At 59.8% G+C, this 24,817-nt stretch carries 16 protein-coding genes and 2 pseudogenes; 11 read left to right on the top strand and 7 right to left on the bottom strand.

Annotated elements, in window-relative coordinates:
- Positions 1-598: 598 nt before the first annotated feature.
- Positions 599-2,113, bottom strand: coding sequence for a M1 family metallopeptidase (locus ROSERS_RS01520; RefSeq protein ID WP_011955083.1), 1,515 nt, complete (start codon positions 2,111-2,113; stop codon positions 599-601).
- Positions 2,114-2,255: 142 nt separating this feature from the next.
- Here ROSERS_RS01520 and ROSERS_RS01515 point away from each other — a divergent pair, with 142 nt between their 5' ends.
- From ROSERS_RS01515 to ROSERS_RS01465, 11 genes are all read left to right on the top strand, one after another.
- On the top strand, positions 2,256-2,912 hold the full coding sequence (locus ROSERS_RS01515; protein WP_041332722.1) for a Crp/Fnr family transcriptional regulator: 657 nt from the start codon (positions 2,256-2,258) through the stop codon (positions 2,910-2,912).
- Between the two features lie 112 nt (positions 2,913-3,024).
- Complete coding sequence (locus tag ROSERS_RS01510) at positions 3,025-3,261, top strand: ferredoxin (RefSeq protein WP_011955081.1); 237 nt, start codon at positions 3,025-3,027, stop codon at positions 3,259-3,261.
- A gap of 159 nt (positions 3,262-3,420) precedes the next feature.
- Positions 3,421-3,903, top strand: coding sequence for a hypothetical protein (locus ROSERS_RS01505; protein WP_011955080.1), 483 nt, complete (start codon positions 3,421-3,423; stop codon positions 3,901-3,903).
- 83 nt (positions 3,904-3,986) lie between these two features.
- Entirely contained in the window at positions 3,987-5,060 is a 1,074-nt protein-coding gene (locus ROSERS_RS01500) for a deoxyguanosinetriphosphate triphosphohydrolase (protein ID WP_011955079.1), read from the top strand.
- 237 nt (positions 5,061-5,297) lie between these two features.
- Positions 5,298-7,247: a DNA primase gene (gene dnaG, locus ROSERS_RS01495; protein ID WP_041332719.1), complete on the top strand. Its 1,950-nt coding sequence runs from the start codon at positions 5,298-5,300 to the stop codon at positions 7,245-7,247.
- 171 nt (positions 7,248-7,418) lie between these two features.
- On the top strand, positions 7,419-9,044 hold the full coding sequence (gene rpoD / locus ROSERS_RS27240) for an RNA polymerase sigma factor RpoD (RefSeq protein ID WP_011955077.1): 1,626 nt from the start codon (positions 7,419-7,421) through the stop codon (positions 9,042-9,044).
- A gap of 57 nt (positions 9,045-9,101) precedes the next feature.
- Positions 9,102-10,421: a J domain-containing protein gene (locus tag ROSERS_RS01485; RefSeq protein ID WP_011955076.1), complete on the top strand. Its 1,320-nt coding sequence runs from the start codon at positions 9,102-9,104 to the stop codon at positions 10,419-10,421.
- The gene (locus ROSERS_RS01480) at positions 10,421-11,572 is read left to right on the top strand and encodes a cellulase family glycosylhydrolase (protein WP_011955075.1); all 1,152 of its coding nucleotides are present in this window, start codon (positions 10,421-10,423) and stop codon (positions 11,570-11,572) included. The genes ROSERS_RS01485 and ROSERS_RS01480 overlap by 1 nt, the downstream gene beginning before the upstream one ends.
- 715 nt (positions 11,573-12,287) lie before the next feature.
- Positions 12,288-12,926, top strand: coding sequence for a molybdenum cofactor guanylyltransferase (mobA, locus tag ROSERS_RS01475; RefSeq protein WP_041332717.1), 639 nt, complete (start codon positions 12,288-12,290; stop codon positions 12,924-12,926).
- Entirely contained in the window at positions 12,920-14,386 is a 1,467-nt protein-coding gene (locus tag ROSERS_RS01470; RefSeq protein ID WP_011955073.1) for a hypothetical protein, read from the top strand. The genes mobA and ROSERS_RS01470 overlap by 7 nt, the downstream gene beginning before the upstream one ends.
- Positions 14,373-15,305 (top strand): hypothetical protein, encoded by a 933-nt coding sequence (locus ROSERS_RS01465; RefSeq protein WP_011955072.1) that lies wholly within the window; start codon positions 14,373-14,375, stop codon positions 15,303-15,305. Before ROSERS_RS01470 ends, ROSERS_RS01465 begins: the two co-directional genes overlap by 14 nt.
- A 192-nt stretch (positions 15,306-15,497) precedes the next feature.
- Here the strand turns inward: ROSERS_RS01465 and ROSERS_RS01460 are convergent.
- From ROSERS_RS01460 to ROSERS_RS01435, 6 genes and pseudogenes are all read right to left on the bottom strand, one after another.
- Positions 15,498-18,578 (bottom strand): annotated as a pseudogene (locus tag ROSERS_RS01460) (type I restriction endonuclease subunit R); the annotation flags it as partial.
- Positions 18,578-19,567 carry a RhuM family protein gene (gene rhuM / locus ROSERS_RS01455; protein ID WP_011955070.1) on the bottom strand — a complete coding sequence of 330 codons (990 nt, stop codon included), beginning with the start codon at positions 19,565-19,567 and terminating at the stop codon, positions 18,578-18,580. The gene rhuM and the pseudogene ROSERS_RS01460, both read right to left, overlap by 1 nt.
- 208 nt (positions 19,568-19,775) lie before the next feature.
- Positions 19,776-23,591 (bottom strand): hypothetical protein, encoded by a 3,816-nt coding sequence (locus ROSERS_RS01450; RefSeq protein WP_011955069.1) that lies wholly within the window; start codon positions 23,589-23,591, stop codon positions 19,776-19,778.
- On the bottom strand, positions 23,585-23,953 hold the full coding sequence (locus ROSERS_RS01445) for a hypothetical protein (RefSeq protein ID WP_041332715.1): 369 nt from the start codon (positions 23,951-23,953) through the stop codon (positions 23,585-23,587). The genes ROSERS_RS01450 and ROSERS_RS01445 overlap by 7 nt, the downstream gene beginning before the upstream one ends.
- A gap of 52 nt (positions 23,954-24,005) precedes the next feature.
- A pseudogene (locus ROSERS_RS01440) lies at positions 24,006-24,377 on the bottom strand (transposase); the annotation flags it as partial.
- Positions 24,378-24,398: 21 nt separating this feature from the next.
- Positions 24,399-24,785, bottom strand: a complete 387-nt coding sequence (locus ROSERS_RS01435) for a hypothetical protein (RefSeq protein ID WP_041332711.1) — start codon at positions 24,783-24,785, stop codon at positions 24,399-24,401.
- Positions 24,786-24,817: the final 32 nt, after the last annotated feature.

Here is a 24,817-nt window from a genome sequence, read left to right as displayed (position 1 = left end):
AGAGATTGAACCTCCTCGGACGACCGCAGCGCGTGCGGGCTCAAGCCCTCCCTGAGCGCGTGGAAGCCCCTGCGGGGCTGGCGCGTCCAATCATCCTTCTTTATGCCGAGGGGTCGCCAGGTTAATCCAGCCCGCAGGGCTTGTCCGACCTCAGATAGGGCTTCAGCCCGCCTGAGGCGAAGATGGAACGTTCCAGAAATCCAGTCAAGGGTTCAACGTATCTGAGAACTGCTATAAATTCTCAACCTCCATAGCCCGACGGCTTGTGCGGCATAGCGGATTATAGCAGTTCTCATAGAGATTGAACCTCCTCGGACGACCGCAGCGCGTGCGGGCTCAAGCCCTCCCTGAGCGCGTGGAAGCCCCTGCGGGGCTGGCGCGTCCAATCACCCTTCTTTATGCCGAGGGGTCGCCAGGTTGATCCAGCCCGCAGGGCTTGTCCGACCTCAGATAGGGCTTCAGCCCGCCTGAGGCGAAGATGGAACGTTCCAGAAATCCAGTCAAGGGTTCAACGTATCTGAGAACTGCTATAAACGCTCAATCTCCATGAGCCCGACGGCAAGAGGCGCATACCGGATGTATTTCTCAATCTCCATCATCATGGCACAGGAACAGGCGCAGCAGTCAACACCCAATCGTGGTACAGATCGTCGATAGTGCAGTTACAGGACTGCCCGGCGATAAGGCGCACATCGTCGCTCGACGCGACGCGGTAGCGAAAGGTTGCGTAGTAGTCGCGCAGGAAACGGTCGAACGCCGCTTCGCCCATACGTTGACGCAGCGCCTGAAAGAACAGCGCTCCTTTGGCGTAGGCAATCGCGGTATAGTTGCCGCGCAGCGCCGAAACCGGGCGTTTCAGCGGCGCGTCGCGTCCAGCCTGTCGCGCCCGTTGATACATTGTGCGGAACCCGTCGAGTTCACGTTCCGCCGCCATCGCACCGCGTGTTTCTTCCTGATACACCACCTGCGAGAATGATGTCAACCCTTCGTCGAGCCAGGCTTCAGCCTGCACATCGTTGCCGACCAGACTGTACCACCATTGATGGGCGACTTCGTGCGCGACGATAATTTCCAGACCCTCACGCTCGCCGGTATACAGGAGACGGTCGATCATGATCAGGCCAGGATACTCGACGCCGAGGAATTTGCGTGCGTCGATCTGCACGATGTCCAATTCCGCCAGCGGGTACGGACCGAACCGGCGGTTGAACACACGCAGGGCGCGTGCTGCGGCATCGAGCGCCATACGCCCGCCTTCGGCATGTTCGGGGCGATAGTACGACGTGATGCGCGTACCATCAACATCGGTCGAGATCGAAGGGAAACGGGTCAACACAATCGTGAAATCACGCTGCGGACCGCTGACAAAGCGTACCGTTTGAGTTGCACCGCTGGCGCTTCTCTCGATTGCCACTCCGGTCGTCACCGCAGTCCAGGCGGCGGGAATGGTTAGTGTCACATCGTACAGCGCCGTATCACTGGTCACAACATCGCCGCGGAAGACCGGAGTCGCCAGTTGCCAGGCGCCGCCAACCCGCCGCGCCGCCATCGGCAGCGCCGAAGCCAGCGCCAGAACGCCGTGCTCACGGTTGAACGCTGCGTAGGAGCGTTGACTGGCGTTGAGCGGCGCGGCGGCGCTGAAATCGATCATGACCGTTGCTGAAGCGCCAGCAGGCAGAGATGTCGGAAGATTGAGCCGCAACAGAAAGCGATTCGACTCATAGCGCACCTGCACGGGAGCGCCGTCAACCGTGATCCTGCGCACCTCAAGACGACCGCCAAACTCCGGCAGGTTCGGAAAGAGATAGAAGTAGATGCGGTCAAGCGCTTCCGGGGCGCGGTTCGTATACTCCAGCCGCAACAGACCCGCCAGCACGCGCTGTTCAGGATCGATGCGCGCCTGGACGGTGTAGCGATCCCACTGTTCCGCTGTAGCGAGATCATCGGCGAAGGATGGCAACAACGCGGCTTCCTGACGCTGAACATCGAGCGGAGCTGCAAACGGGTCGCTGCTGGAGGGGGTCGCATACAGCGGAACGGCGCTGAGCCAGATCATCACTCCTGCCAGCGTCCATACAAGGCTCCGCATATGCGCAGTAAGCAATCGCTGCATAACGCGCACATTATACCATCAGACGCACCATCCTGTTCGGCGCCGTCGTTCGACCGCATCTATTGGACAATGGCGCTTTGAACTGCGCCGAAACCCGTCGCAGTAGTGTTGGTGCAACAGGAGCATGCTATACTGCCAGGCTATGACAACGTTGGAAGAACTGAGGCGCATCCCACTCTTTGCCGCGCTGGACGATCGCACCCTGACCGATACAGCGCGTTATATGCAGGCGCGCACCTACCGTCCGGGTGAATATATCACCTATGAAGGGGAACGTGCAGCTGGCGTTTACTTTGTGCAGCGCGGCAGAGTGCGTCTGTCACGCACCGCGCCCGATGGTCGTGAGCAGGTGCTTGCTATGGTTGGCGCCGGTGAGAACTTTAATGCGGTCGCAATTTTCGACAATCACGGCAACCTGACGACCGCGCGCGCAATGAGCGCCGTCCACTGTTTGCTTCTGCCGGGAGACGCGCTGATCACCCTTATTCGCCGGCATCCCGATCTGGCGCTGGCGATGTTGCGCGAAATGGCGGGGCAATTGCGCAGTCTGGCGGTGCTGGTCGAAGATCTGGCATTCCGGTCGGTGCGTGAGCGGCTGGCGCGCGAACTGTTGCGTGAAGCGCGCGAGGGTGCAGCGGAACTGACCCACCAGGAACTGGCGGAACGAACCGGCACCGTGCGCGAAATCGCCGGGAGAGCGCTGCGCCAGCTGGCGCAGGAAGGGCTTGTGCGCCTGGAACGGGGACGCATCGTGGTGCTCGATCCCGATGGACTGGCGCGCGTCGGCAATGGCGAGTAGCATTGCCTGCCACGATGCCCTGTCGTGTGGTACCAAAGTCACAGAAAAGTTGAGATGTGCGTGCTATGATGGCGGGCGTGGAGATCTTTCCTTATCCATAAGGAGACAGAATATGGCGTACATTATCGCAGAGCCGTGCATTGGTGTGAAGGATGCGTCGTGTGTGGCGGTCTGTCCGGTTGACTGCATCTACGAGGGCGAGGATCAGTACTACATCAACCCCGAAGAGTGCATCGACTGTGGCGCCTGTGAGCCGGAGTGTCCAGTGGAAGCAATTTTCGCCGACGACTCGGTTCCAGAGCAGTGGCATAGCTACATCGAGAAGAACCGCGCATTCTTTGGGTTGTGACCGGGGTCTTTTGATCGTCTGTCGAGAGGCGCTCCGCACGGAGCGCCTCTTTGCATGCGGCATGCGCGGTAGGGGCGCAGCCGTGCAGCGCCCGGACAGGGGGCGGCGCCCGGACAGTGTGCTATAATTCCTGTGCTATTCTGGCACATGGAGAACTGCATGCCGATGGCGCGTTTCGATGTTCGCACATTCCTCCTCATTTTTGGGGCAGCATGTGTCGGCGCGGTGTGGGCAACGTACCAGCGCAGCACGACGGCGCCCCCTTACGGAGAAGCGCAGATTCCCGCTCTGATCTGGACGGTTTTTGCAACACCGTTTGCGATGTTCTGGGGATGGTTCGTGGCGCGGCGTGCGGAACGCTGGTGGGCAGCGTTCGTTTGCTTTTGCATCTACTTCCTTTCCGCCTTCGTAGCGGCGCGCTATGAGACGTGCGTTGTTGTTCACGGGTCGTTCGACCTGATCAGTTGCTTTACCGATACCGCACAGGCGCTGGCGCTGGCTGACGCCAGCGGACATCGAGTCTACTTCGAGTCGATTGTCGTGCTGCAACTGATTGCAGCGCTGGTTACTGCGTTGCAGCGCTCGGTGAAACGACGTACAATGTCTGATGCATCGCTTCGTCCGGCGGGCGAAGCGACGTAACGCCCGTTCCCGTCCGGTGTGCTGTTCAGTCCATCCATCAGCAGCAGCGGTATCCGAAATCTTGTCGGCGCCGGAGGTTCGGCATGACCAGACCACATACGGGTGTACGCGAACGGATCGAAGCAGACGAACGCGCACGTCTTTCGCCCCTGGCAGCGTTTAGCGATAGCGCCCGTCGTGCGCGCCCTGAACCGCCATCGCCGGTGCGCAGCAGTTTTCAGCGCGACCGCGATCGCATTCTGCACTCGAAACCGTTTCGTCGGTTGAAACATAAAACGCAGGTATTCATCTCGCCACAGGGCGATCACTATCGCACGCGCCTGACGCATACACTGGAAGTGACCCAGATCGCGCGTACGGTGGCGCGCGCCCTGCGTCTCAACGAAGACCTGGTCGAGGCAATCGGTCTGGGACATGATCTCGGTCATACGCCTTTTGGTCATGCCGGCGAAACGGCGCTTTCGCACGCGATGGGACGCGCATTCCGCCATAACGAACAGAGCCTGCGCATTGTCGATGTGCTGGAACGGAATGGCGCCGGACTGAACCTGACCGATCAGGTTCGTGAGGGCATTTATATGCACTCTAAAGCGCGGCGTGACATCACAATGCGCGCCTGGGGCACTGCCAGCACGCTGGAAGGGCAGATCGTCAAATTATGCGATGCGATCGCCTATATCAACCACGATATCGACGACGCCATCCGTGGTGGCTTGCTGCGCCCCGACGATCTGCCGCGCCAGGCAATCGAGGTGCTTGGCGAAACCCACGGTCAACGCCTGGATACCATGGTCTGCGACCTGATCGATCACAACTGGTGGGCAACCGGAGCAGAGCCGCCCCCCGATCCGCCAGAACTGTCGATGAGTCCCGATGTCCTGAAAGCCACCAACGCGCTGCGCGAGTTTCTGTACGAACGCGTCTATTTCGGTTCAAAGGCAAAGGCGGACGATGGGAAGGTTCATATGATGATCGAGTTGCTGTACCGCCATTTTATGAACCATCCCGAACAACTTCCCGCCGACCTGCTGCGGATCAATCAGGAACGCAGCGAACCGATCGAGCGTGCCGTCGTCGATTACATTGCCGGTATGACCGATCGTTTTGCGCTGAAGGTGTTCAACGACCTGTACGTGCCGCGCACATGGAGCGCATAGGTGCACGGCATGCCGTGTGTTGGGGCACGGCTTGCCGTGTGTTGGGGCGCGGCTTGCCGTGTGTTGGGGCGCGGCTTGCCGTGTGTTGGGGCACGGCTTGCCGTGTGTTGGAGCGCGGCTTGCCGTGTTGGGGCACGGCATGCCGTGCCCCAACACGGTGACACGGTGACCCGCGACGCGCGCGCTCCAGTTTTCTCGCTAAAGGAAAGCCGCTGTGACCGAACCGATTCGATGAGTATGTCTGGCATCACCGATCAGATCAAAGAAAAGATCGATATTGTCGAGTTTATCTCGGCGTATGTGCCGTTGCGGAAGATGGGGCGGAGTTATGTCGGTTTTTGTCCCTTCCACCCGAACACGCGCACGCCTGCATTCCACGTATTTCCTGATACGCAGAGTTTTCACTGTTTCGGATGCAAGGCGTCGGGATCGGTGTTCGACTTTCTGATGCGTCGTGAGGGTGTGGAGTTCCGTGAAGCGCTCGAGCGTCTCGCGCAGCGGGCGGGGGTGCAGTTGCAGCCGCGCACCGAAGATGAAGAGCAGCAGGACCGGCTGCGCACGCGCCTGCTCGAGGCGAATGCCGCTGCCGCTGCATTCTTCCGCCATATGCTGGTGAAATCGCAGCGTGGTGAAGCCGCGCGCGCCTATGTTGCCAGCCGACGGATCGACGATGCCACCGGCGAAGCGTTCCTGCTCGGGTACGCCCCCGACGACTGGGAGTTGCTCCTCGGATACCTGACCGGGCGACGCGGCTTTTCGCCGGAAGAAGTCGAAGCGGCCGGTCTGGCGATCCATCACGAAACACGCGGGTACTACGACCGGTTTCGCAACCGGTTGATGTTTCCGATCCGCAATGCGCGCGGCGAGATTGTCGGGTTCGGCGGCAGGGCGCTGGGTGATGCCCAACCAAAGTACATGAACTCGCCACAAACGCCGCTGTTCGATAAAGGAAAGGTGTTATACGGGCTTGACCTGGCGCGCGATGCGATCCGTCATGCCGATGCAACCGTGATCGTCGAAGGGTACATTGATGTCATCATTGCCCACCAGCATGGTTTTCGCAATGTCGTTGCACCGCTTGGCACGGCGCTAACCGCTGATCATGTGGCACAGGTGAAGAAACTGGCGCGCACGGTGTATCTGGCGCTCGATGCAGACGCCGCTGGCGTGCGCGCAACGCTGAAAGGGCTTCAGACATTGCAGAGTCAGCCCGAAGGCGAACTGATCGCTATCACCTCGCCGCACGGCGTGATCGGGCTACAACGCCAGCAGGATGTCGAGATCAGGATCCTGACCCTTCCTGAAGGGAAAGACCCGGACGAAGTCATTCAGGAAGACCCGGACCGGTGGCGTGCTGCGCTGGCAGCTGCGCGCCCGGCGATGGATTTCTACATTGAAGCATTGACGTCCGACCTCGACCTGTCGAGCGGACGAGGCAAGGCTGAGGCGGTCGAACGTGTCGCTCCGCTGCTCAACCAGATTGCCAGTCCGGTCGAGCAGGCGCACTACGTCCAGGTGCTGGCGCGACTGATCGATGTCGAAGAGCGGTATATACTTGCAGCGTTGGGTGGAAAAGCGCACCCGGAAGATCGTCATCGTCCGGCGGATCAACCGCGTGCGACCAGGACAGCAGAGCAGTCGCCGCCTGACGGAGCCAGGTCATCCGCACCCACCCCAACCCAGGAAGAATACCTGTTGGGATGGGTCATTCGCTTCCCGGCAGCGCGGGCAGCGGTCGAAGAAAAACTCCACCGCGACCTGTCGCCCTATCCGGCGCTCCAATCGCTGTTGAGCGGCACGATTGACGAGTTGTTCGCGCGCGACGAGTGCCGGGCGTTGTGGCGCGCCTGGATCGCAGCGCCTGGCGGAAGCGACCCGGAGACATGGGCGCAGACGCTCAGCGCGCCGTTGAACGATGTCGCGCAGCGGGTGCTGGGATTGCACGCACCGCAACCTCAGGAGTACCGGATTGTTAACGACGCACTGGAATGTGCTACAATCCTTCAGCGCGACGTCGCAAAACGCTGGCTTGCGCAGATTGCGCGCATGCAGGCTGAGGCGACGGGAGAAACAGATCAGGAGATGCTGCTCGAACAACTGGTGCAGGTCAAACAGTTCATCAACATGCTGAGCATCCCGCGTCGCAGTGCAGCATATACCGACCTGCACGCCCTGCATACGCTGTAGTTGTTCGTATCGAAGCGCGATTCGCCGCCGGGTAAGTGTAGACGTGACAAGCAGATGTGTGAGACGCAACAAGAGCCGCACATCTCTGCTGCCGGATCTTCTCAGCACTATGCACATGGACATCCGGGTTACGCTGACAGGGATTGGCAGTGGTTGCCTGCGGAGGTTTCGATGGAAAACGCAAACGAGTCACTTCTGGACGATGATCTGATGCTGGACGATCTGGATGATGAGCTGGCTGGCGCTTCACGGGAACCCGAAGAAGAGCCGCAAACCATCACCAGCCTGAGCGATCTGCTGGCAATAGGCAAGCAACGCGGGTTCGTCACCGAGGGCGAGATTGCGCAACTCCTGGCAAATAGCGACGCCGATAGCGACCGTCTGGCGGAGATTCAGCAGGCGCTCCAGGCAGCCGGCATTGCAACCCGCGACGAAATGATCACCGGCGGTGCGGAGATCGATATCCCCTTCGAGGAAGAGGGTGATTTCGATGATCTGAACGTTGAAGGCATCAGTGTTAATGATACGGTGCGGATGTACCTGCGCGAGATCGGGCGGGTGCCGCTGCTCAATGCGCGCCAGGAGATCCTGCTTGCACAGAAGATCGAGATCGGCGAATACCTCGAGTCGTACCGGACGCAACTGGCTGCTGACTGGCGCCCGGAGCAGGTCGACGTGATCGGCGCGCAAATGTATCAGCGGTTGCAAAAAACATGGCCCGTTGTTGCGGATGCCGTTCGGCTGCTCTACGAGATTGTCGAGCAACCGTTGCCCGATCCGTTGACTCCGGGATGCCTGCGCGAAGTTTCCGCCATCCAGGAGCGCATGACCTTCGAGCAGCGCCAGTCGTTCGAAAAACGGCGCAATGAATTGATCAAACAGCACCGCATGACGGCGGAACAGTTTGATCAGACGTTTGCGCAGGCGACGATCATCTTCTCGCTCTTACCCCATGTGGTGCAGCAACGGTTGATCGCCTTCACCGACTGGCCCACGGTCGAGGACGTGCAGCAGGCGTGCGCTGCGGCGCGCGATCAGCTCTGGCGCGACTGGAATCTCGCCATCGATCAGGGGAAAACCGCACGCGAGGATCTGACTCAGGCAAACCTGCGCCTGGTCGTATCAGTGGCAAAGAAGTACATTGGTCGCGGGTTGCAACTCCTCGACCTGATTCAGGAGGGGAACGTCGGGCTGATCCGCGCGGTTGAAAAATTCGACTATCGTAAAGGGTTCAAGTTCTCGACGTATGCAACCTGGTGGATCCGTCAGGCGATCACCCGCGCGATTGCCGATCAGGCGCGCACCATCCGCATCCCGGTGCATATGGTCGAGACAATCAACCGCCTGATGCGCGAAAGTCGCCGGATGTTGCAGGAGTTGGGGCGCGAACCGACCGATGAGGAATTGTCACGCGCGCTGGGCATTCCGGTCGATAAGGTGCGTTCGATCCGCAAAACATCGCTCGAACCCGTCTCGCTTGAAACACCGGTCGGACAGGAAGAAGACAGTCAGCTCGGCGATTTTATCGAAGACTCGAAAGTGCTCGCTCCTTCCGATGCCGCCAGTCATCAGATGCTACGCGAGCAGGTCGAGCAGGTGCTGAATCAACTCACCGAGCGTGAACGACGGGTGCTCCAGTTGCGTTTCGGTCTCGAAGATGGTCACAGTCGCACGCTTGAAGAAGTTGGCAAGGAGTTCGGCGTTACACGCGAGCGCATTCGCCAGATCGAGGTAAAGGCGTTGCGGAAACTGCGTCATCCGCGGCTTGGCAAGAAACTGCGCGATTATCTTGAGTAGGGCGCAACCGCCGATCTGCTGTATCGAACGTTCCCTGCTATTGCCTGTGGTGTGTCTGTGTACGATTTCGAGGAGCTCGACTTCTACGAGTTGCTTGGCGTTCCACGCTCAGCGTCACCAGACGAGATCAAACGCGCTTATCGGCGCGAGATTGCTCGATACCATCCTGATCGCTACGTCAACGCCGATCCAGCCGACCTCGAATATGCGCGTCGTCGCAGCCAGTTGCTGACAGAGGCATACGCCACATTGAGCAATCCGGCGGCGCGCAGCGCCTACAATCTCAACCGTCGCCGCTCAACTCGCACACCATCGCCGCGCCCCACGCCGCCGCCACCGCCGATGCAACGCGATCATCAGGCGGAACTCTACCAGCAGGCGCGCGATCATATCGATGCCGGGCGCTATGTTCAGGCAGTTGCCGTGTTGCGCCAGTTGCACCAGATCAATCCTTTCTACCGCGACAGCGCTGAACTGCTGGCGAGCGCCGAGGCGCATCTCCGTACTCGCACGTCTGCGCCGCAGCGCAGTACGCCACCAGGGGCGCGACGGCGTTTGATCCTGGTCGCCGGTACGGTGGCAGTGCTCGTGATTGCTGGCGGCGCGCTCTGGTGGTCCGGCGGGCAGGAAGCGCTGCGATTCGCTGATGCCGGTCAGGGTATGGCGACCGTCGCGCCAACCAGCGCCCCTTCGCCGGCGCCGGTTGCAACCGTGCCGGTCGTGCCGACCCAATTTCCACTCCCCTCCCCAGCACCGGCGTCGCCGACCATCGCCCCGACACAATCCCCGCGTGAGCCGTCGGCAACACCGGCGCCAACCGACGTTCCTCCGTCCCCAACCGCAGAAGGTACGCTGCTGCTGCGCGACGACTCGTTCATCGATGGATGGGCATCGGCGCGCCGCACCTCCTGGAGCGTCGGACCACGCGATGGACGGTACCGCATCACGGCTGAAGCGCAGGTTGGGGTCATCTGGAGTTATCGCAGCGTTCCGGCGGACGACGTCAGTATGACCGTCGATGTCGAGATTGTCGAAGGTGAAGGCGGCGTCATCCTGCGTTTCCGCGACGAACGGAATTACCTGATCTTTACCGTTGCGCCGCAAACCGGGAACTTTCTCCTCGAACAGGTGCGTGGCGGGACGGCAACACCCCTCGCCGTCGGCACACGCGACGACCTGCGCGCCGCCGATGGACGCTTCCGGATCAACGCCCGTATCCGCGATAGTCAGATCAGGATTGTCGTCAATGATCAGGCAGCGGTCGAGACCGATGTTTCTTCTCTTCCATCCGCGTCGCGCTATGGGCTGGCAGTGGTTGCGCGTGATACGCGCGCTGAGGCGTGGTTCGATAATCTGGAGATCCGGGCGTTGCCGTGATGATGCGTTTTCGTCGTCGCAGTTCGAGATACTCTGGATATGCGCCGCGTCTCAGCCGATGTCTGCCGGTTCTGCTCATCATCACTGCGATATGCGTCGGAGCGTGTGGACAGGCGCGTGAGCCGTCTGGCGGTGCGCTGCCGCCGGTCACGTCCGATGGTGAACGTCTGCGCGCCAGCGGGCGCGACTTCGAGGTGCGCGGCGTCAACTACATCCGTCCGACCGGCGACGATGAGCGTCGCTGCTGGACGCTCCAGTTTGGCGCGGACATCAACTGCCCGTGGCGCATATCGGTCATCGAAGCCGACTTCGACGCCATGCGCGCGCGGGGAGTCAATACGGTACGCATCTTCCTCAACTACTACGTTTTTGGCGGGCAACGCGAAGCCGATGCTTCCTATCAGAAGAGCGACGCGCTCCGGCACCTGGACGAGTTTATCGCAGCAGCGAACCGGCGCGGTCTGTATGTTCTGCCTGTGCTTCTCGTCGAATACCCGCAGGACCGCTTCGGACCAGAGCACTATGAGCGGGCGCTGGAGTGGCATGTTCGACCGCTGGTGCGTCACTTCGCTGGCAAACCCGGCATTCTGGCGTGGGATCTGTTCAACGAACCGGATATTGGCAGCCCGATCGATGAGCGATGCTGGGACTGGGACAACGCCGATTTCCCGCTCTGCTTTCCGCTCGCCGAGGAGCGCCAGCGATTCGTGCGCGTCATTCACGATGAAGTGAAGCGTCTCGATCCGGAGCGCCTGACGACGGTGGGCATGGCGTTTGCGAAAAGTTACTTCGAGCCGGCTGAAGCGACAATTCGCATGGCGGACGTGGTTGATTTCTACACGTTCCACTACTACGACAACGAACCCTACAACAGCGGACGCTACCGGCAGCACTGGTACTATGGCGAAGGGTTTCCCGCCGACCTGCGGCGTGCCATCGAGGAACTCCATGCGCTTGGGCTGCGGAAACCGGTCGTCGTCACCGAACTGGGTTTCCCGACCGGTCCGGGTACAACCCGCACCCTCGACGATCTCCGGCGCGACCAGCAGATCGCGCTGCGAACCATCCGCGACGCACGCGGCGCTGGCGTTGTGCTCTGGTCATTTCAATCGTCGCCAGAGGAGTTGCTCGGAGACCTGTTTGTGAGGTGAGAAGGTTGAGGGGTGAGGGTTGAAGGTTGAAGGTTGAAGGTGGAACGTTGAGGGTTGAAGGTTGAGGGGTGAGGGTTGAAGGTTGAAGGTTGAAGGTTGAAGGTGGAACGCTGAGGGTTGAAGGTGGAACGTTGAGGGTTGAAGGTTGAAGGTGGAACGCTGAGGGTTGAAGGTGGAACGTTGAGGGTTGAAGGTTGAAGGTTGTAAGGTTGAAGGTGGAACGTCGAACGTTGAACCTACCGTTCGCTCATTTTTCTGACGAATGGCTTCCTGATGCGATCCGCGACTTGACAAATAACGAGCCGGCTGCGATGACTCCCCCGTTTTATGACATCAGGAAGCCTTGCATGAAAACAAGCGAACTGAGGGTTGAACGTTGAAGGTTGAACGTTGAAGGTTGAGGGTTGAAGGTTGAACGTTGAAGGTTGAACGTTGAACGTCAGGCAGGTGGGAAGCCCGATCGGTCGGCAGGTTTGGATGATACGATTCGGTTCTCGGTTCTCAGTTCCTGGCGCTCAGTTCTCGGCTATCGGCTATCGGCTATCGGCTATCGGCTCCTGGTTCTCGGTTCTCAGTTCCTGGCGCTCGGTTCTCGGCTATCGGCTATCGGCTATCGGCTATCGGTTCCTGGTTCTCAGTTCTTGGTTCTTGGTTCCTGGTTCCTGGTTCTTGGTTCTTGGTTCTCAGTTCTCGGTTCTTGGTTATTGGTTCTCCCATGTCCATATCCTGCATTATCGTTGCCGGCGGAGCGAGCCGGCGGATGGGAACCGACAAGCGACGCCTGCGGTTGTGGGGCGAGCGCGGTCCGATGCTGCTGGAATATATGGTCACACGCGCGGCGCGCTTCAGCGACGACATTGTCGTTGCGTTGAACGACCCGGAAGCCTGGAGCGGACTGCCCGCGCGTCTGGTGCGCGATGAAGTAGCGCGGAGCGGACCGCTCGCCGGGCTGGCCGCCGGTCTGGCAGTGTGTCGCCATGAATACGCGCTGGCGCTGGCGTGCGATCTGCCGCTGGTGCAGGATGCATTGATCGACGCACTTCTGGCGCACCCGCGTCCCTACGATGCACTGGCGCCGATCCGCCCCGACGAGGGCGCGCGCGCGCCGCGCAATCCACAGGCGGCGGAACCGCTCCTGGCGATCTACCGGCGCACGTGCCTCGCCGCAATCCGCGACTGCCTCCAGCGCGGCGCGCGCGCGCTGGTTGAACCGCTGGAGATGGTCGATGCCCGTTACCTGGCGCCAGACATCTGGCGCCAGTATGATCCGCATGGGGTATCATTCATCAATGTCAACAACCCGGAAGATGTCGAACGGGTGAAGATGATCATCGCCAACAGTCCGAAATGCTGATATCGAGAACAGTACGGGTGCAACCGGTTGCGTCGGTCGCCGCAGCGTTGATCGGTGTGATCGGGACGCTGGCGCTGGTATGGGCCGTTCGGCGTGAACCGCTCGCGCTGCCGCCGCTGGCATACCTCGATGCACTGGGCGCGTTCTTTGCTCTGGCAACCTGGAGCGGGGCGCTGCTCTGGTCGTTGCTGCGCGCGACGGCGCAGACGTGGCGCTTCTGGCTGACAGCGTTGCTGTTGACCGTTGCCTTTCTGACGTCGCTGACGCCGCTGGTGATTGCAGTGTATGCGCTGGTTGGACTGCTGACTGTGCTTCCTGTCCGGCGCACCGCCGTCACTCGCCGCGCTGCTGCATATCCGTTGCTGGCGGTTGCGGCGCTGGCTGTGGGGTACGGCGCACTGGCGCTACGCGGCGGGTTGCGATTCGATGCGCCGCTTGCCGGCGCTGCGCTCGACTCGTTCGTTTTCTGGTTTGTGCTGCTGGCGGCAACGCTCCCGATCCTGCCGTTTGATCTCCATCCGACCGACACCGACGACGCACGAGAACGGTCGCTGCGGTTGTTCGCCTTCGCCTGGCTCTATCCGCTGGCGCGCCTCTACACCCTTAGCCCCTGGAACGAAGGGTGGTCGTTTGCGACATTGATCGCTGGCGGCGGAGCGCTGCTCTGGCTGTCGTCCGGCGCACTGACGGGGGATACCCGTCGGATCCGCATCGAACGCAACCACCGCCGGTTGATCGCCGTGGCGCTGACCGGCATCGGTTTGAGCAGCGGCGCGGGGCTGGCTGCCGGATGCTACGCCGTGCTGGTCTACACGCTGCTCGCCGTTGTCGAGGACGATGATACGCCAACGCTCCCTGAACACTCCCCCCTTTCTGCACCCGGCATCCCGCCATCAGCACCGGTGTGGCTCATCTCCGGTGCCATTCCGCTGACCGCGCCGTTCATCGCCACCTGGATGCTCATCGGGGCTGGCGCGGCGGGCGGGGTGACGATCCTGGCTGCGGTTGCCTGGTTCACGGCGCTGATCGGCGCACTGCCGGTCGTGATCGACGCGCCTGCCGTTGCGTCCCGTCGTCTCTGGATCGGCGGCGGGATCAGTCTGGCGCTCGGCGTTGCATCGCCGCTGGTTGTGCACCTGTTCATTCAACCGATCATCGAGCAGTTGCAGGGCGGGCTGAGCGTCTACGGCGATATCAACGTCTGGACGTGGGTGGGACTGGCGATGGTCAACTCAGCGCGCACGGGCATCACGGCGCTGCCGACGATTGGCGCCGCCGGGCTGATGATCGTGCTGAGCGCACTCGTCTATCTGCTGGCGCGGTTGCTCGGAGTAACACTGCCGGCAACCGCTGTCAGCGTCGACAGCCCATCATACGATGACGTGGTGCACTATCTTCGCCGCGCCGTTCCCTGGCTGGGCGAACCGGCAGCGAAGGCGTCCGACCATGACACTCGCTGAACTCCTCTCGTTTTTGGGGCTGGCCTGGTCGCGGTTGCTGATCTTCCCCGGCGGTTTGTGCGCATTTGTTATTGTATGGTTGGTCGGTTTCCTTGAGCAGCGACGCATCTCCCCAATTGCACCGCCAGGCTGTACGGGCGCCGCCGCGCTGCGCGCCTTCTCAATTGCATCGCTACGCGGTACGGGCGCAGCAGCGCTGCGCGCCCTGCCGGGTATGGGCGCAGCAGCGCTGCGCTCCCTACCGGGTCCTTCGCCGCTTGCTGCGAGCGCCGTTGTACTCCCGTGGCTTGGCGTGGCGCTCCTGCCGCTGCCGCTTGCCGCGCCGCTCTCGCGCCCGATCGATCTGGTCGTCATCATAGCGCTGCTGGAATGGCCGCGCCTGCTGGCTATCACGGTCGATCTGCATACCGGCGAACGCTTGCGGGGTATGCAGCGCCTGGCTGCGGCGCTGAACGGCTACCCCCCGCTGGCGCTGGCGCTGATCCTGACCGCAGAAGGAACCGGAACGCTAGAGAGCATGGGGTTGCTGCGCATACCCGAAGGTACACCCGCACTCTGGTGGTTCTGGATCGGCGTCGGAGCGTTGATCCTGACGTTGCCGCCCCTGATCGAAGCAGGACCGTTCGCGCTCGATGCGCCTGATGACCTTCGCTTCGGCATGCGGTTGCGCGCACTGGGGATCGTTCTGATCACAGCGCTGCCGGGCATCGCGCTGCTGACACGCGGCGGCGACAATGACTGGTGGCGCATCGCGCTGCCGCCTCTGGCGCTCACCGGCGCGATCTGGCTCGTTCATCGCAGCACACGCCATCACTCCGCTCAACGATGGGCGCACGTCTACCTGATTCTCGATGTTCTGCTGACGCTGGCGCTGCTGGCGGCGGGGTTGCTGGCGTTGCGGGAGCGATTGGTGGTCTGAGCGGAATGCACACTATGAATTCTACAGCAAAAAGGTCATGTCACCGCAGAGGCGCAAAGTTCACGGAGGAAGATTTTTCTCGCTCAGACGTATGCGTTGCCGTGCATCAAAATGTCAGACGCGCCCTCATGCCGCCGCCCATTCTGCCGACAGAAGCTCAGCCTGCTCCAGCACGGTTTGCGTCGCTTTCTACTGCCTGTCGGGGGGGTAGCCGTACTTGCGCAGAATGCGCTTCACCAACACGCGCAGTTGCGCCCGGACGTTCTCACGGATTGTCCAGTCGATAGTGACGTTGCTCCGCACGGTCTTGACCAATTCGCGCGCGATCGTCCTCAATGTCTCGTCTCCCAGCACCTTCACCGCGCTATCGTTGGTCTCCAAAGCGTCGTAGAAAGCCAGTTCCTCCTCGGAGAGTCCCAGCTTCTTGCCACGCGCATCGGCCTCGCGCATGTCCCTGGCCAGGGAGATAAGCTCCTCGATCACCTGCGCCGCCTCGATGGCGCGGTTCTGGTAGCGGCGGATGGTTTGCTCCAGCATCTCGGCGAAGGAGCGCGCCTGGACGACATTTTTTCGCTGGCGCGTACTGATCTCCCCCTTGAGCAGTTTCTGTAGCGTTTCTACCGCCAGGTTTCGCTGTGGCATGCCGCGCACCTCGGCCAGGAATTCGTTGGAGAGAATCGAGATGTCGGGCTTCTGAAGCCCGGCTGCCGTGAAGATATCTATAACGCCTGCAGGAGCGACTGCGCGAGCGATGATCTGGCGGACGGCGTGATCCAGCTCATCCTCCGGACGCATCTCGCCGGGTGCGCGTTTGGTCAGCGCTGCCTGCACCGCCTGGAAAAAGGCGACATCGTCGCGGATCTTGATTGCCTCCTCGTGCAGCGTCGCGAGCGCGAACGCCCTGGTCAGGTCGCGTACCGCCTGGATGAACCGCTCCTTGCCGTTCACGCGCGACAGCACCTGCTCCTGCGCTGCGGGCAACAGACCGATACGCGCTTGCGGGTCGCCGCTTATCCAATCCGACCAGTCGAAGCCGTGCAGGATGCCACAGCAGATCTCGTACTTTTCCTGCATCAGTGCTATGGCCTCTTGTTGATCGACGGTCGTCTGGCCGGTACCGCCGCTCTCGGTATAGGTGGCGAGCGCAGCCTTGAGTTCGTGCGCCAGCCCCAGGTAGTCCACCACCAGGCCGCCGGGCTTGTCATGGAAGACGCGGTTGACGCGCGCAATGGCCTGCATCAGACCGTGGCCGCGCATCGGCTTGTCGATGTACATCGTGTGCAGGCTGGGCGCGTCAAAGCCGGTCAGCCACATGTCGCGCACAATCACGAGCCTGAACGGATCGCCTGGATTGCGAAAACGGTTGGCAAGCGCCTCGCGTCGCGGTTTGTTGCGGATGTGAGGTTGCCAGTCGAGCGGGTCGGAGGCCGAGCCGGTCATCACCACCTTCATCGCGCCCCGCTCGTCGTCATCGGCTGCCCACTGCGGCCGCAATTGGGCAATCTCCCGATACAGCTCGACGCAGATACGTCGGCTCATACAGACGATCATCGCCTTTCCGTCCAGTGCCTCCAGCCGCTTCTCGAAATGCTCGACGATGTCGCGCGCCACCAGCCTGAGCCGTTTCTCCGCGCCGACGATGGCCTCGAACTGCGCCCACTTACTCTTGAGCCTCTCCTTGCGCTCGACCTCCTCGCCTTCGGTGACCTCCTCGAAGTCCGGGTCGATCTTCGGTCGCTCCGTCTCGTCGAGGGCAAGCTTCGCCAGGCGACTCTCGTAGTAGATCGGCACGGTCACGCCATCCTCGACGGCGCGCTGGATGTCGTAAATGCTGATGTAATCGCCGAAGACCGCGCGGGTGTTGGCGTCGGTCTTTTCAATCGGCGTGCCGGTAAAGCCGATGAACGAAGCGTTCGGCAGGGCGTCGCGCATGTGGCGCGCGAAGCCGTCAATGAAGTCGTACTGGCTGCGGTGCGCCTCATCGGCGATCACCACGATATTACGCCGCTCGGAGAGCGTCGGGTGGCGGTCGCCTTTCTCTTCCGGGAAGAACTTATGAATCGTGGTGAACACCACGCCGCCCGCTGCTACAGACAGAATCTGGCGCAGGTGGACGCGACTCTCGGCCTGCACCGGCGGCTGGCGCAGCAGGTCGCGGCAGCGCGCGAAGGTGGCGAAGAGCTGGTCGTCGAGGTCGTTGCGGTCGGTGAGCACGACAATCGTCGGGTTCTCCATTGCCGGCTCGCGGACGATACGGCCAGCATAGAACACCATGGTCAGGCTCTTCCCCGAACCCTGCGTGTGCCACACCACGCCGATACGCCGATCTCCAGGCTTGCCCCCGGGCCTGCGTCCCGCCTCATAGCGCCCACGCTCCTCCGCCACCTGATCAGTGCGCGCCAGTTCGGCGGCGCGCAGCGTTTCGGCGACTGCCACCTGCACCGCATGGAACTGGTGGTACCCGGCCATCTTCTTGATCAGCCGTCCGCTGCCATCGTCCTCGAAGACGATGAAGTCACGGACGAAGTCGAGGAAACGGCGCGGCGCGAAGAGTCCCTCGATCACCACCTGCAATTCGGGCATATGGGGATCCGCCAGCGCCTCGCCGTGAATGGTGCGCCACGGCTTGAACCACTCGCGCCCCGCACCGAGCGCGCCGACGCGCGCTGTCAGGCCGTCGGAGATGACGAGTGCGGCGTTGGTAGCCAGCAACGAGGGGATCTGAGCCTGATAGGTCTGGAGTTGTTGCCAGGCCGTCCAGATCGTCGCCTTTTCATCGGCGGCGTTCTTCAGCTCCAGCACTGCCAGCGGCAGGCCGTTGACGAACAGCACTATGTCTGGACGGCGCGTGTGCTTGTTTTCCACCACCGTGAACTGATTGACTGCGAGCCAGTCGTTGTTCGCCGGGTCGTCGAAGTCAATCACCCTGGCTTGCGCCCCGCAGATCGCGCCCCCGGCATTGCGGTGCTCGACCGTCACCCCGTCCACCAGCAGGCGGTGCTGCGCGCGGTTGCGCTGGATCAGATCGGCGCCCTGGGGCTGCGTGAGCTGGCGGAAGGCGTCGTCCAGCGCCTCGACAGGCAGGTCGGGGTTGAGGCGGGCAAGCGCGTCGCGGAGCCGACCGGTCAGCACCACTTCGCCATAGTCGCGCCGCTCAGCTGTCCGCGTGCCCGGGGCGAGGTCGGGACCGTGCGCAACCTGCCAGCCAGAAGCTTCTAGCCGGGCGAGGGCAGCGGATTCGATGGTGGATTCACAGAAGTGACGCTCACTCATCATTCGTCGTCCTCCAGAAGGTTAAGGGTCAGGCGGATCATCAGATCCTTCTGCGTGCGGTCGCTTTCGGCGATGAGCAAAGCCAGCGCCACCATAGCGTTGGCGGCAAGACGCGGCGCGCCATCAGCGCGTAGCAGTAACCCATTTCGGCGCAGGTATTCGAGAAAGAGCAGTGAGTCGATGCGCTTGTTGCCGTCGGCGAAGGGATGATCCTTGATGACGAAATAGAGCAGATGCGCTGCCCGTATCTGGACGCTTGGATAGAGGGGCTTACCGTCAAAGGTCTGCTCAATCGCGCCCAGGATGCCAGCCAGGGTCTCGCCCCGTTCCTGGCCAAAAAGCGGTCCGGCTTCGCCACGCGCCACGAGGTCATTGCGCAGGCTTGCCACTGCAGCACGGGCATCCTCTACTGGCAGTGCTGCACGTGGCGCGATGGCATGTCGCGGCTGGTCGGACAACCGCTGTTCGTCGTATGCCAGCAGCAACTGCCAGGAGCGGGTGTAGCGCTGCACCACGTCGAGCACAGCCTGACCTTCGTTCGTGACGAGCGCGTGGGTCATAAGGGTGCGCGCCAGCAGCGCGATTGCCTGTTGCGCTTCTGCCAGACCACGCTCTGCCAGTCGGCGTTCGTTCAGCGTGTAGCCAATCAGGAGATGGTCGCGCAGGATGCGTGTAGCCCACTGGCGAAAGCGCGTGGCGCGCGTCGAGTTTACCCGGTAGCCCACGGAGATAATAGCGTCGAGGCTATAGTATTCGACAAGGTAGGTTTTCCCATCAGCGGCAGTTGTTGCATTTTTTGCAACAACTGAGTCGCGCTCCAGCTCCCCCGTGGCGAAGATATTCCTCAAATGGCGCGAAATCACCGACTTGTCGCGTCCAAACAAATCAGCCAGTTGCTGCAGGCTGAGCCAGACGTTTTCACGTTCGACGCGCACTTCGACGCGCGCCTCGCCGCCTTCGTAGATGACAATTTCGGGCGTCCCGTTCATCAGGCGCGCTCCTGAAAGAAAATTCCGACGCCTGGCATCACAACTCAATGGGAATGATCTGGAGCAGCAGCGCGTCGCGAAGCCGCCCCGTCAGCGCCGCGACGCCATAGTAACACTGCCCGGCTGTCAGTGTGTGCGCAACCTGCCAGCCAGAAGCTTCTAGCCAGGCGAGGGCGGCGGACTTCGATGGTGGATTCGGAGAACAAGATCAACTCTCCTCTTCCCGGTGCTCAGCAACGATGCGTTCAGCTTCGCGGTCGTAGACGCCTGCCAACTCTCTCAAGGTAACCGCAAACCGATGAAACCCGGCATTCTCTATTTCCTCGGCTTTTCTCCGGAACTGTTCAGCCAACTCTCTCTCCGGCTTTCCGGTTGGATCAACCCAATGAACACCGCGTGAGTTGTATGTCCCTGTGCTGAAACCGGCACGCATGTCATCAACTTCACGGTCATTCAATGCGGCAGCGACAGCGCGGCGTATCCATAAGCCGTCTGGATCGGGTGGGGTGTAGATCAATACCTTGCCAATATTGACGAGTGCAACTTCAAGGTGACCAGATTCTGTACAGATTTCCTTTACCCTTTGGAGCCATTCGGTGAAGCGCTCTTCGCTGAAGGTTCCATCTTCTTGTGTTCCCGGCGGTGTCCTCCACTTATACAGTAGCCGCCAGGCATTTGTTGCGATTGCCCTTGACTCCTCGGTGGTTTCTCTCGGCGGCTGATCTTCCTTCTTGGAACGGTAGATCAGTCGAATGACCTCACAAAAAAACTCGGGGACATTGGCCAGTCGACTTTCAAGGAGTTTGGGTGCAGCTCCGCTATGCCAGTCTAACAAGGGGAGATATGCCCACTCCACTCTAAAAAGATCGTCCTGGTTAACCGTAGGCTCTGATTGAAGAAACTTAATCAGTTCGACGATGTGATACCCGTCTATGGTGTATTTGGACTCACTAGAGGAAAGCGCTGCGAGCAACGCTCGAACACATTGATTAGTATCGATTTGTTGTTTGTCGTGAAGCATTCTGTCCAGGCAACCGATCGCCGCGCATGGCCTGCCATGTTCAATGAGTTTCTCAACAGCAATAGTAAGATCGTTATCGGTCTGATAAGCATTGGCGCTAGTGCGGGTCCAATATTCACTTTCGTGTATCTGAAGCCATGTAGAAGCTCGATCCCACGCTTCCTTGGTAAAGGGCAAACATGCCAGAAATTGCCCTACTTGCGCTGGTGTCCAATCAGATGTATCGATTCTATCGCACCACTCCCAACCTTTGAGATGGCAACGCCGCCAGATAAAACTACTCACCAGCGTCTTGTGCTTGTCGTCTGCGGAGTCCAGAAAGCGAGGTAAAAGCGTTTTCTCGATGACCGGATCAGGAATAGCACCAAGTGCGAACCCTACCTTACGAGGTGAGGAAACGGATTCGGCAAATCGGATGACGCCTTCAATACCATTTTGCTGGAAGATTTCTGAAATGGCTGTGCCGCGTCGTTCGTTGAGTTTCTTTTGCTGCTCTTCCCAATCTCCACTCTTTTCGTAGAGATCGAAATCACGATCAGTAAAGAGGTGCTGATACAAATTGAACGAATCTTCGGGTGCAAGCTGCTGGGCAACTTGTTCAATGTGGGTAATCAGTTCGTCGGGCAATGCCCATTTCGCGAGGGAAAACCGTCGGTGTTTGTTTGTGAATCTGGTGAGATGGTTCCATATCAAAAGTCGTTGCTCTTTGGGGAGTTCTGCAATGGGTTCGGAGGCTAGAGTCTGGAGAAGTTGATCAAAAGCGGCTTGGGGCAACTTATCGAAGTGGTCTATCAATGTTGAAAGCCGAGCAGCATCCTGGCCTGCGGCAGTCACGGCAAGATCTGCATAAAAAGACACCTGCTGCCAGTATTCCTGATTCGTAACACCTTCTTTCCAATCATCTGGGATTGTCTTGCGCCAGATTGGTTTGTGCGCCCTAGAAGAGATTTGATGTTGATGGGGAAGAAGCTGAATGATCAGATTCCAGCCAATATCAGGCTGTTCATTAAGGAGGATTGTCTTTACTGCTACCTTGCGTTTTTCAATAGACGCAAGCGTCTGTGGCAACCAGGGCAGTAAAATGGTTGCAAGTGAATTTGCCGGGCGATTAGCCCTCTGACCTCCGGGATCACGGCTGGCAAGTTCAGCTAAGGCGACACAGGACCGAACCAGATATTGTTCATCCCACGCCAGCGTCTCCAACGCCCACAAAAGGACAGGAATATAAGTACGACCGGTAAAACCGCCCCTTTCCTGTGCAAACAACTCATCAAACGGACAAGGGTCTTTCCGCAATGCTTCCTCAATCGCATCCAGAAATTCGCTCGGAGCTGCTTCCGCGAGCAAGGGCATTCGATCGTTCAAACTGGCCCAGCGCACCCAGTCAGCGTCTGCCAGAATTTCACGTACTGCCAGAATTGCCGTCGCTTCGGCCTTCTCCGATCTGCAGAATTTCAGAGCTTGAGGATGACTGCCGAGTAGCGCCAACGATTCCGCAATGCCATTACGGAGAAGGTGAGAGTGTTTCAGCACTTTTCCGTAGATACTGGCCAGGTACCGTTTTTCAGGTTCCAGCTCAAATTGCGGATCCGGCTCCCGCAGCACTGAAACGGCGATTGCCTTGAACCGGTTCAAATGCTCATCAAAAAGCCTTAGTCCCAGCGCGTACCAGCCTTCATAGCGTGATATGAACTTCCAGTTTCCGTCTTGGTGGATCAGGGGTGTATCTGGGCGAAGGGCAATTTCACGCATCTTTCCAATCCATTCCTCGTATGGTTTCCCGGACAGATCCTCCGCAACCTTACAGTCTGCTTCTGAAGAGTCACGCCAGGACCCCAAAAGCAGAGCAATAGCTAAATCTGCCGCATCTGATATCTTCGCCCATTCTGGCAATAGGGAGAGATTCTGCATACATCGAAGCAACGAACCGAGATTTCCACCACTTCTTTGTACCAACGTTCGCGCTCGTTCCTCATTGTACCCGGCTTTTTGTAAAGCCTTCTGAACCTGATATACGCTCGGATTAGGCAGCGGCACACTCGTTGGAGTCGGGATCCCACCCTGTGGTCCACCAAACACCACAGCATGACCTGCTCCAAGTGCCTTCTGGATGAGTCTTGTCCCAGTTTCACCGACCAAATCCAGAGACGCGTCCGCAATCAGAATGAGCTTGTTTCTTTGGTGACAAAGTGTATCCCAGGCTTCGACCCCTTTGACGACGAGACAATGAGTCACAGCTTCCTTTTGAGCCTCAACATCGAGCGATGCTACATAAGCAGAGACAAAATTAACAATCTGGTCAGGAAAGTGTGTGGTCAGTTTGAGCTGAGTAATCGTTCCGTCCAATAATTCCTTTAGTTTTTCACAGGCTTCGGCCCGATTAGCCAAAAATACATCCGGAGTTAGTGAGGGTGGCTCGCCTGTAGATTTCAAGATCTCCCAACGTTGTTCCAGCGTTTCGATCTGGTTTGCAGGTAAACCAGGGATGATCTTCTCCGCAAGCCACAATTCAATGGCTGGGAAATGATGAATCCAGTCGATCAGTTTGGTTCCATCAATGACTCGAATATCTTTCCACTCACCTCTACCGCGACGTTCTTCAATCCAGCGAGCCTGGGCATTTTCCTTCCATGTGTACTCCCAATTCCGTCGTGCAGAGAGTGGGGTCACAAATACAAACGTAGAGTCTTTCCTGATATGTTCTGGTATCGCGGCTGTGAGACCGTTATAGTCCTCAATAGCTTTATCACGGGCGTTCAAACCTGTACCAATTTCCCAGAGCGATCGTCCATCGGGAACGAACGGATCGAAGCCAAGGACGGTATCCAATATGCCGTCAGGGCCATGTTGCCCAATGCTATCTGCTAACGGAAAGCGACGCTCTTGTGGCTTAGGGCATGATGCAGCAACAAGACGCCAGACAAGCTCGACAATCAATCCCTGGGCATTCCGTGCGTTAGCACGCACCCACTCGTCAATCTGATTTTCATTGATAATTAGCATACCCCCCGCTCCTCCAAAAACCGTTCCGCATCCTTCACCCGCAGCGCGCCGGAGATGAGCTTTGGCAACAGCGTGTCGCGCAGGGCGGCGAGGGTGCGGGATTTGCGTTCGTTGACTTCAATGCGATTATCAAGGGACGACACGCACGCTTCATAAGCTAACACAAGATCCCGAGACGGCTTCACACAGGTGATAGCGTGGAAATCCTTTTTCCCAATCGAGCCGAAGACCGTCCCCTCCGCTTCGAACCGCGCTAACACTGATCTGATAGACCACATAAAGTGATAGGAATGCGAGCGGCTCCCTGTCTTGTGCCGCACGGCAGCAACGCCACGCCCAATGGCGCATTCTTCCAGAGACATGTTACCTTGATTGCTAGTTCATGTTCGTACAGATGAGTGCAATGAGCGCGTATCAAGGCGCCTTCAGTTCAAACCCGGCATTGGTACGTGCGTAAAGCCGCTCAATGCCCATCTTCTCCGGTTGACTGTTGACCGTCTCAATCGTATGACGATACGCGCGCAATTCGATGGCGTCCATAAACCAGGCGTGCGGACGCATGTTCGCCCGGCGCACCGGGACCAGGCGCACCCCCGTCTCCGCCAGGATGCTGGCCTCATCAGCGGCGCTATTGTAGGCTTTATCGCCCAACCGCCGCGCCCCGGCGGGCAGGCCATACGCCAGTTCATGGACTGGGGTCAGGTCGTGCACCCCTGCGGGCAGCATCTGCACGCGTACGGGCACGCCATCCGGGCGGCAGACCAGATGCACACGCCATCCAAAGACCTTCTCCCGTTTCGCCGCGCACTACCCGCAGAATTCGCGCCCGCGCGCCTTCCGACAGCGCCGGGCGCGCACACGACGGCAGACTGGCAGGGGGAGGCTATCGATAATGAACACGTCGCCCGTGGTGAACACCTCCCCCAACACGTCCGGAATCCAGGCCATCCAATCGGCGAGCTGATGCAGACGACGATTGAAGCGCGAGACGCTGATCCGCCCCGACAGATAGCCCAACGCGCGCATCATCGGCGCCGCCCGTTCGTGATGACTGCCAACATACTTGGCGGCGACGACCGCAATCGTCAGAATCTCGGAGTCGGGGACCTGCGCCCGCACATCACTGCGATGCCCCAGGTGTTCCATCAGCGTGTCGATCACGACAAAAGCAGTTATAATCCAATAGGCGTCCATCGGCTCCTCCTGGCGATGATGTTGGTTGGGCA

The organism is Roseiflexus sp. RS-1, assembly GCF_000016665.1.
Lineage (GTDB): Bacteria > Chloroflexota > Chloroflexia > Chloroflexales > Roseiflexaceae > Roseiflexus.
Note: the sequence above shows the minus strand (reverse complement) of the source record. Positions and strands in the feature narration are given on the sequence as shown.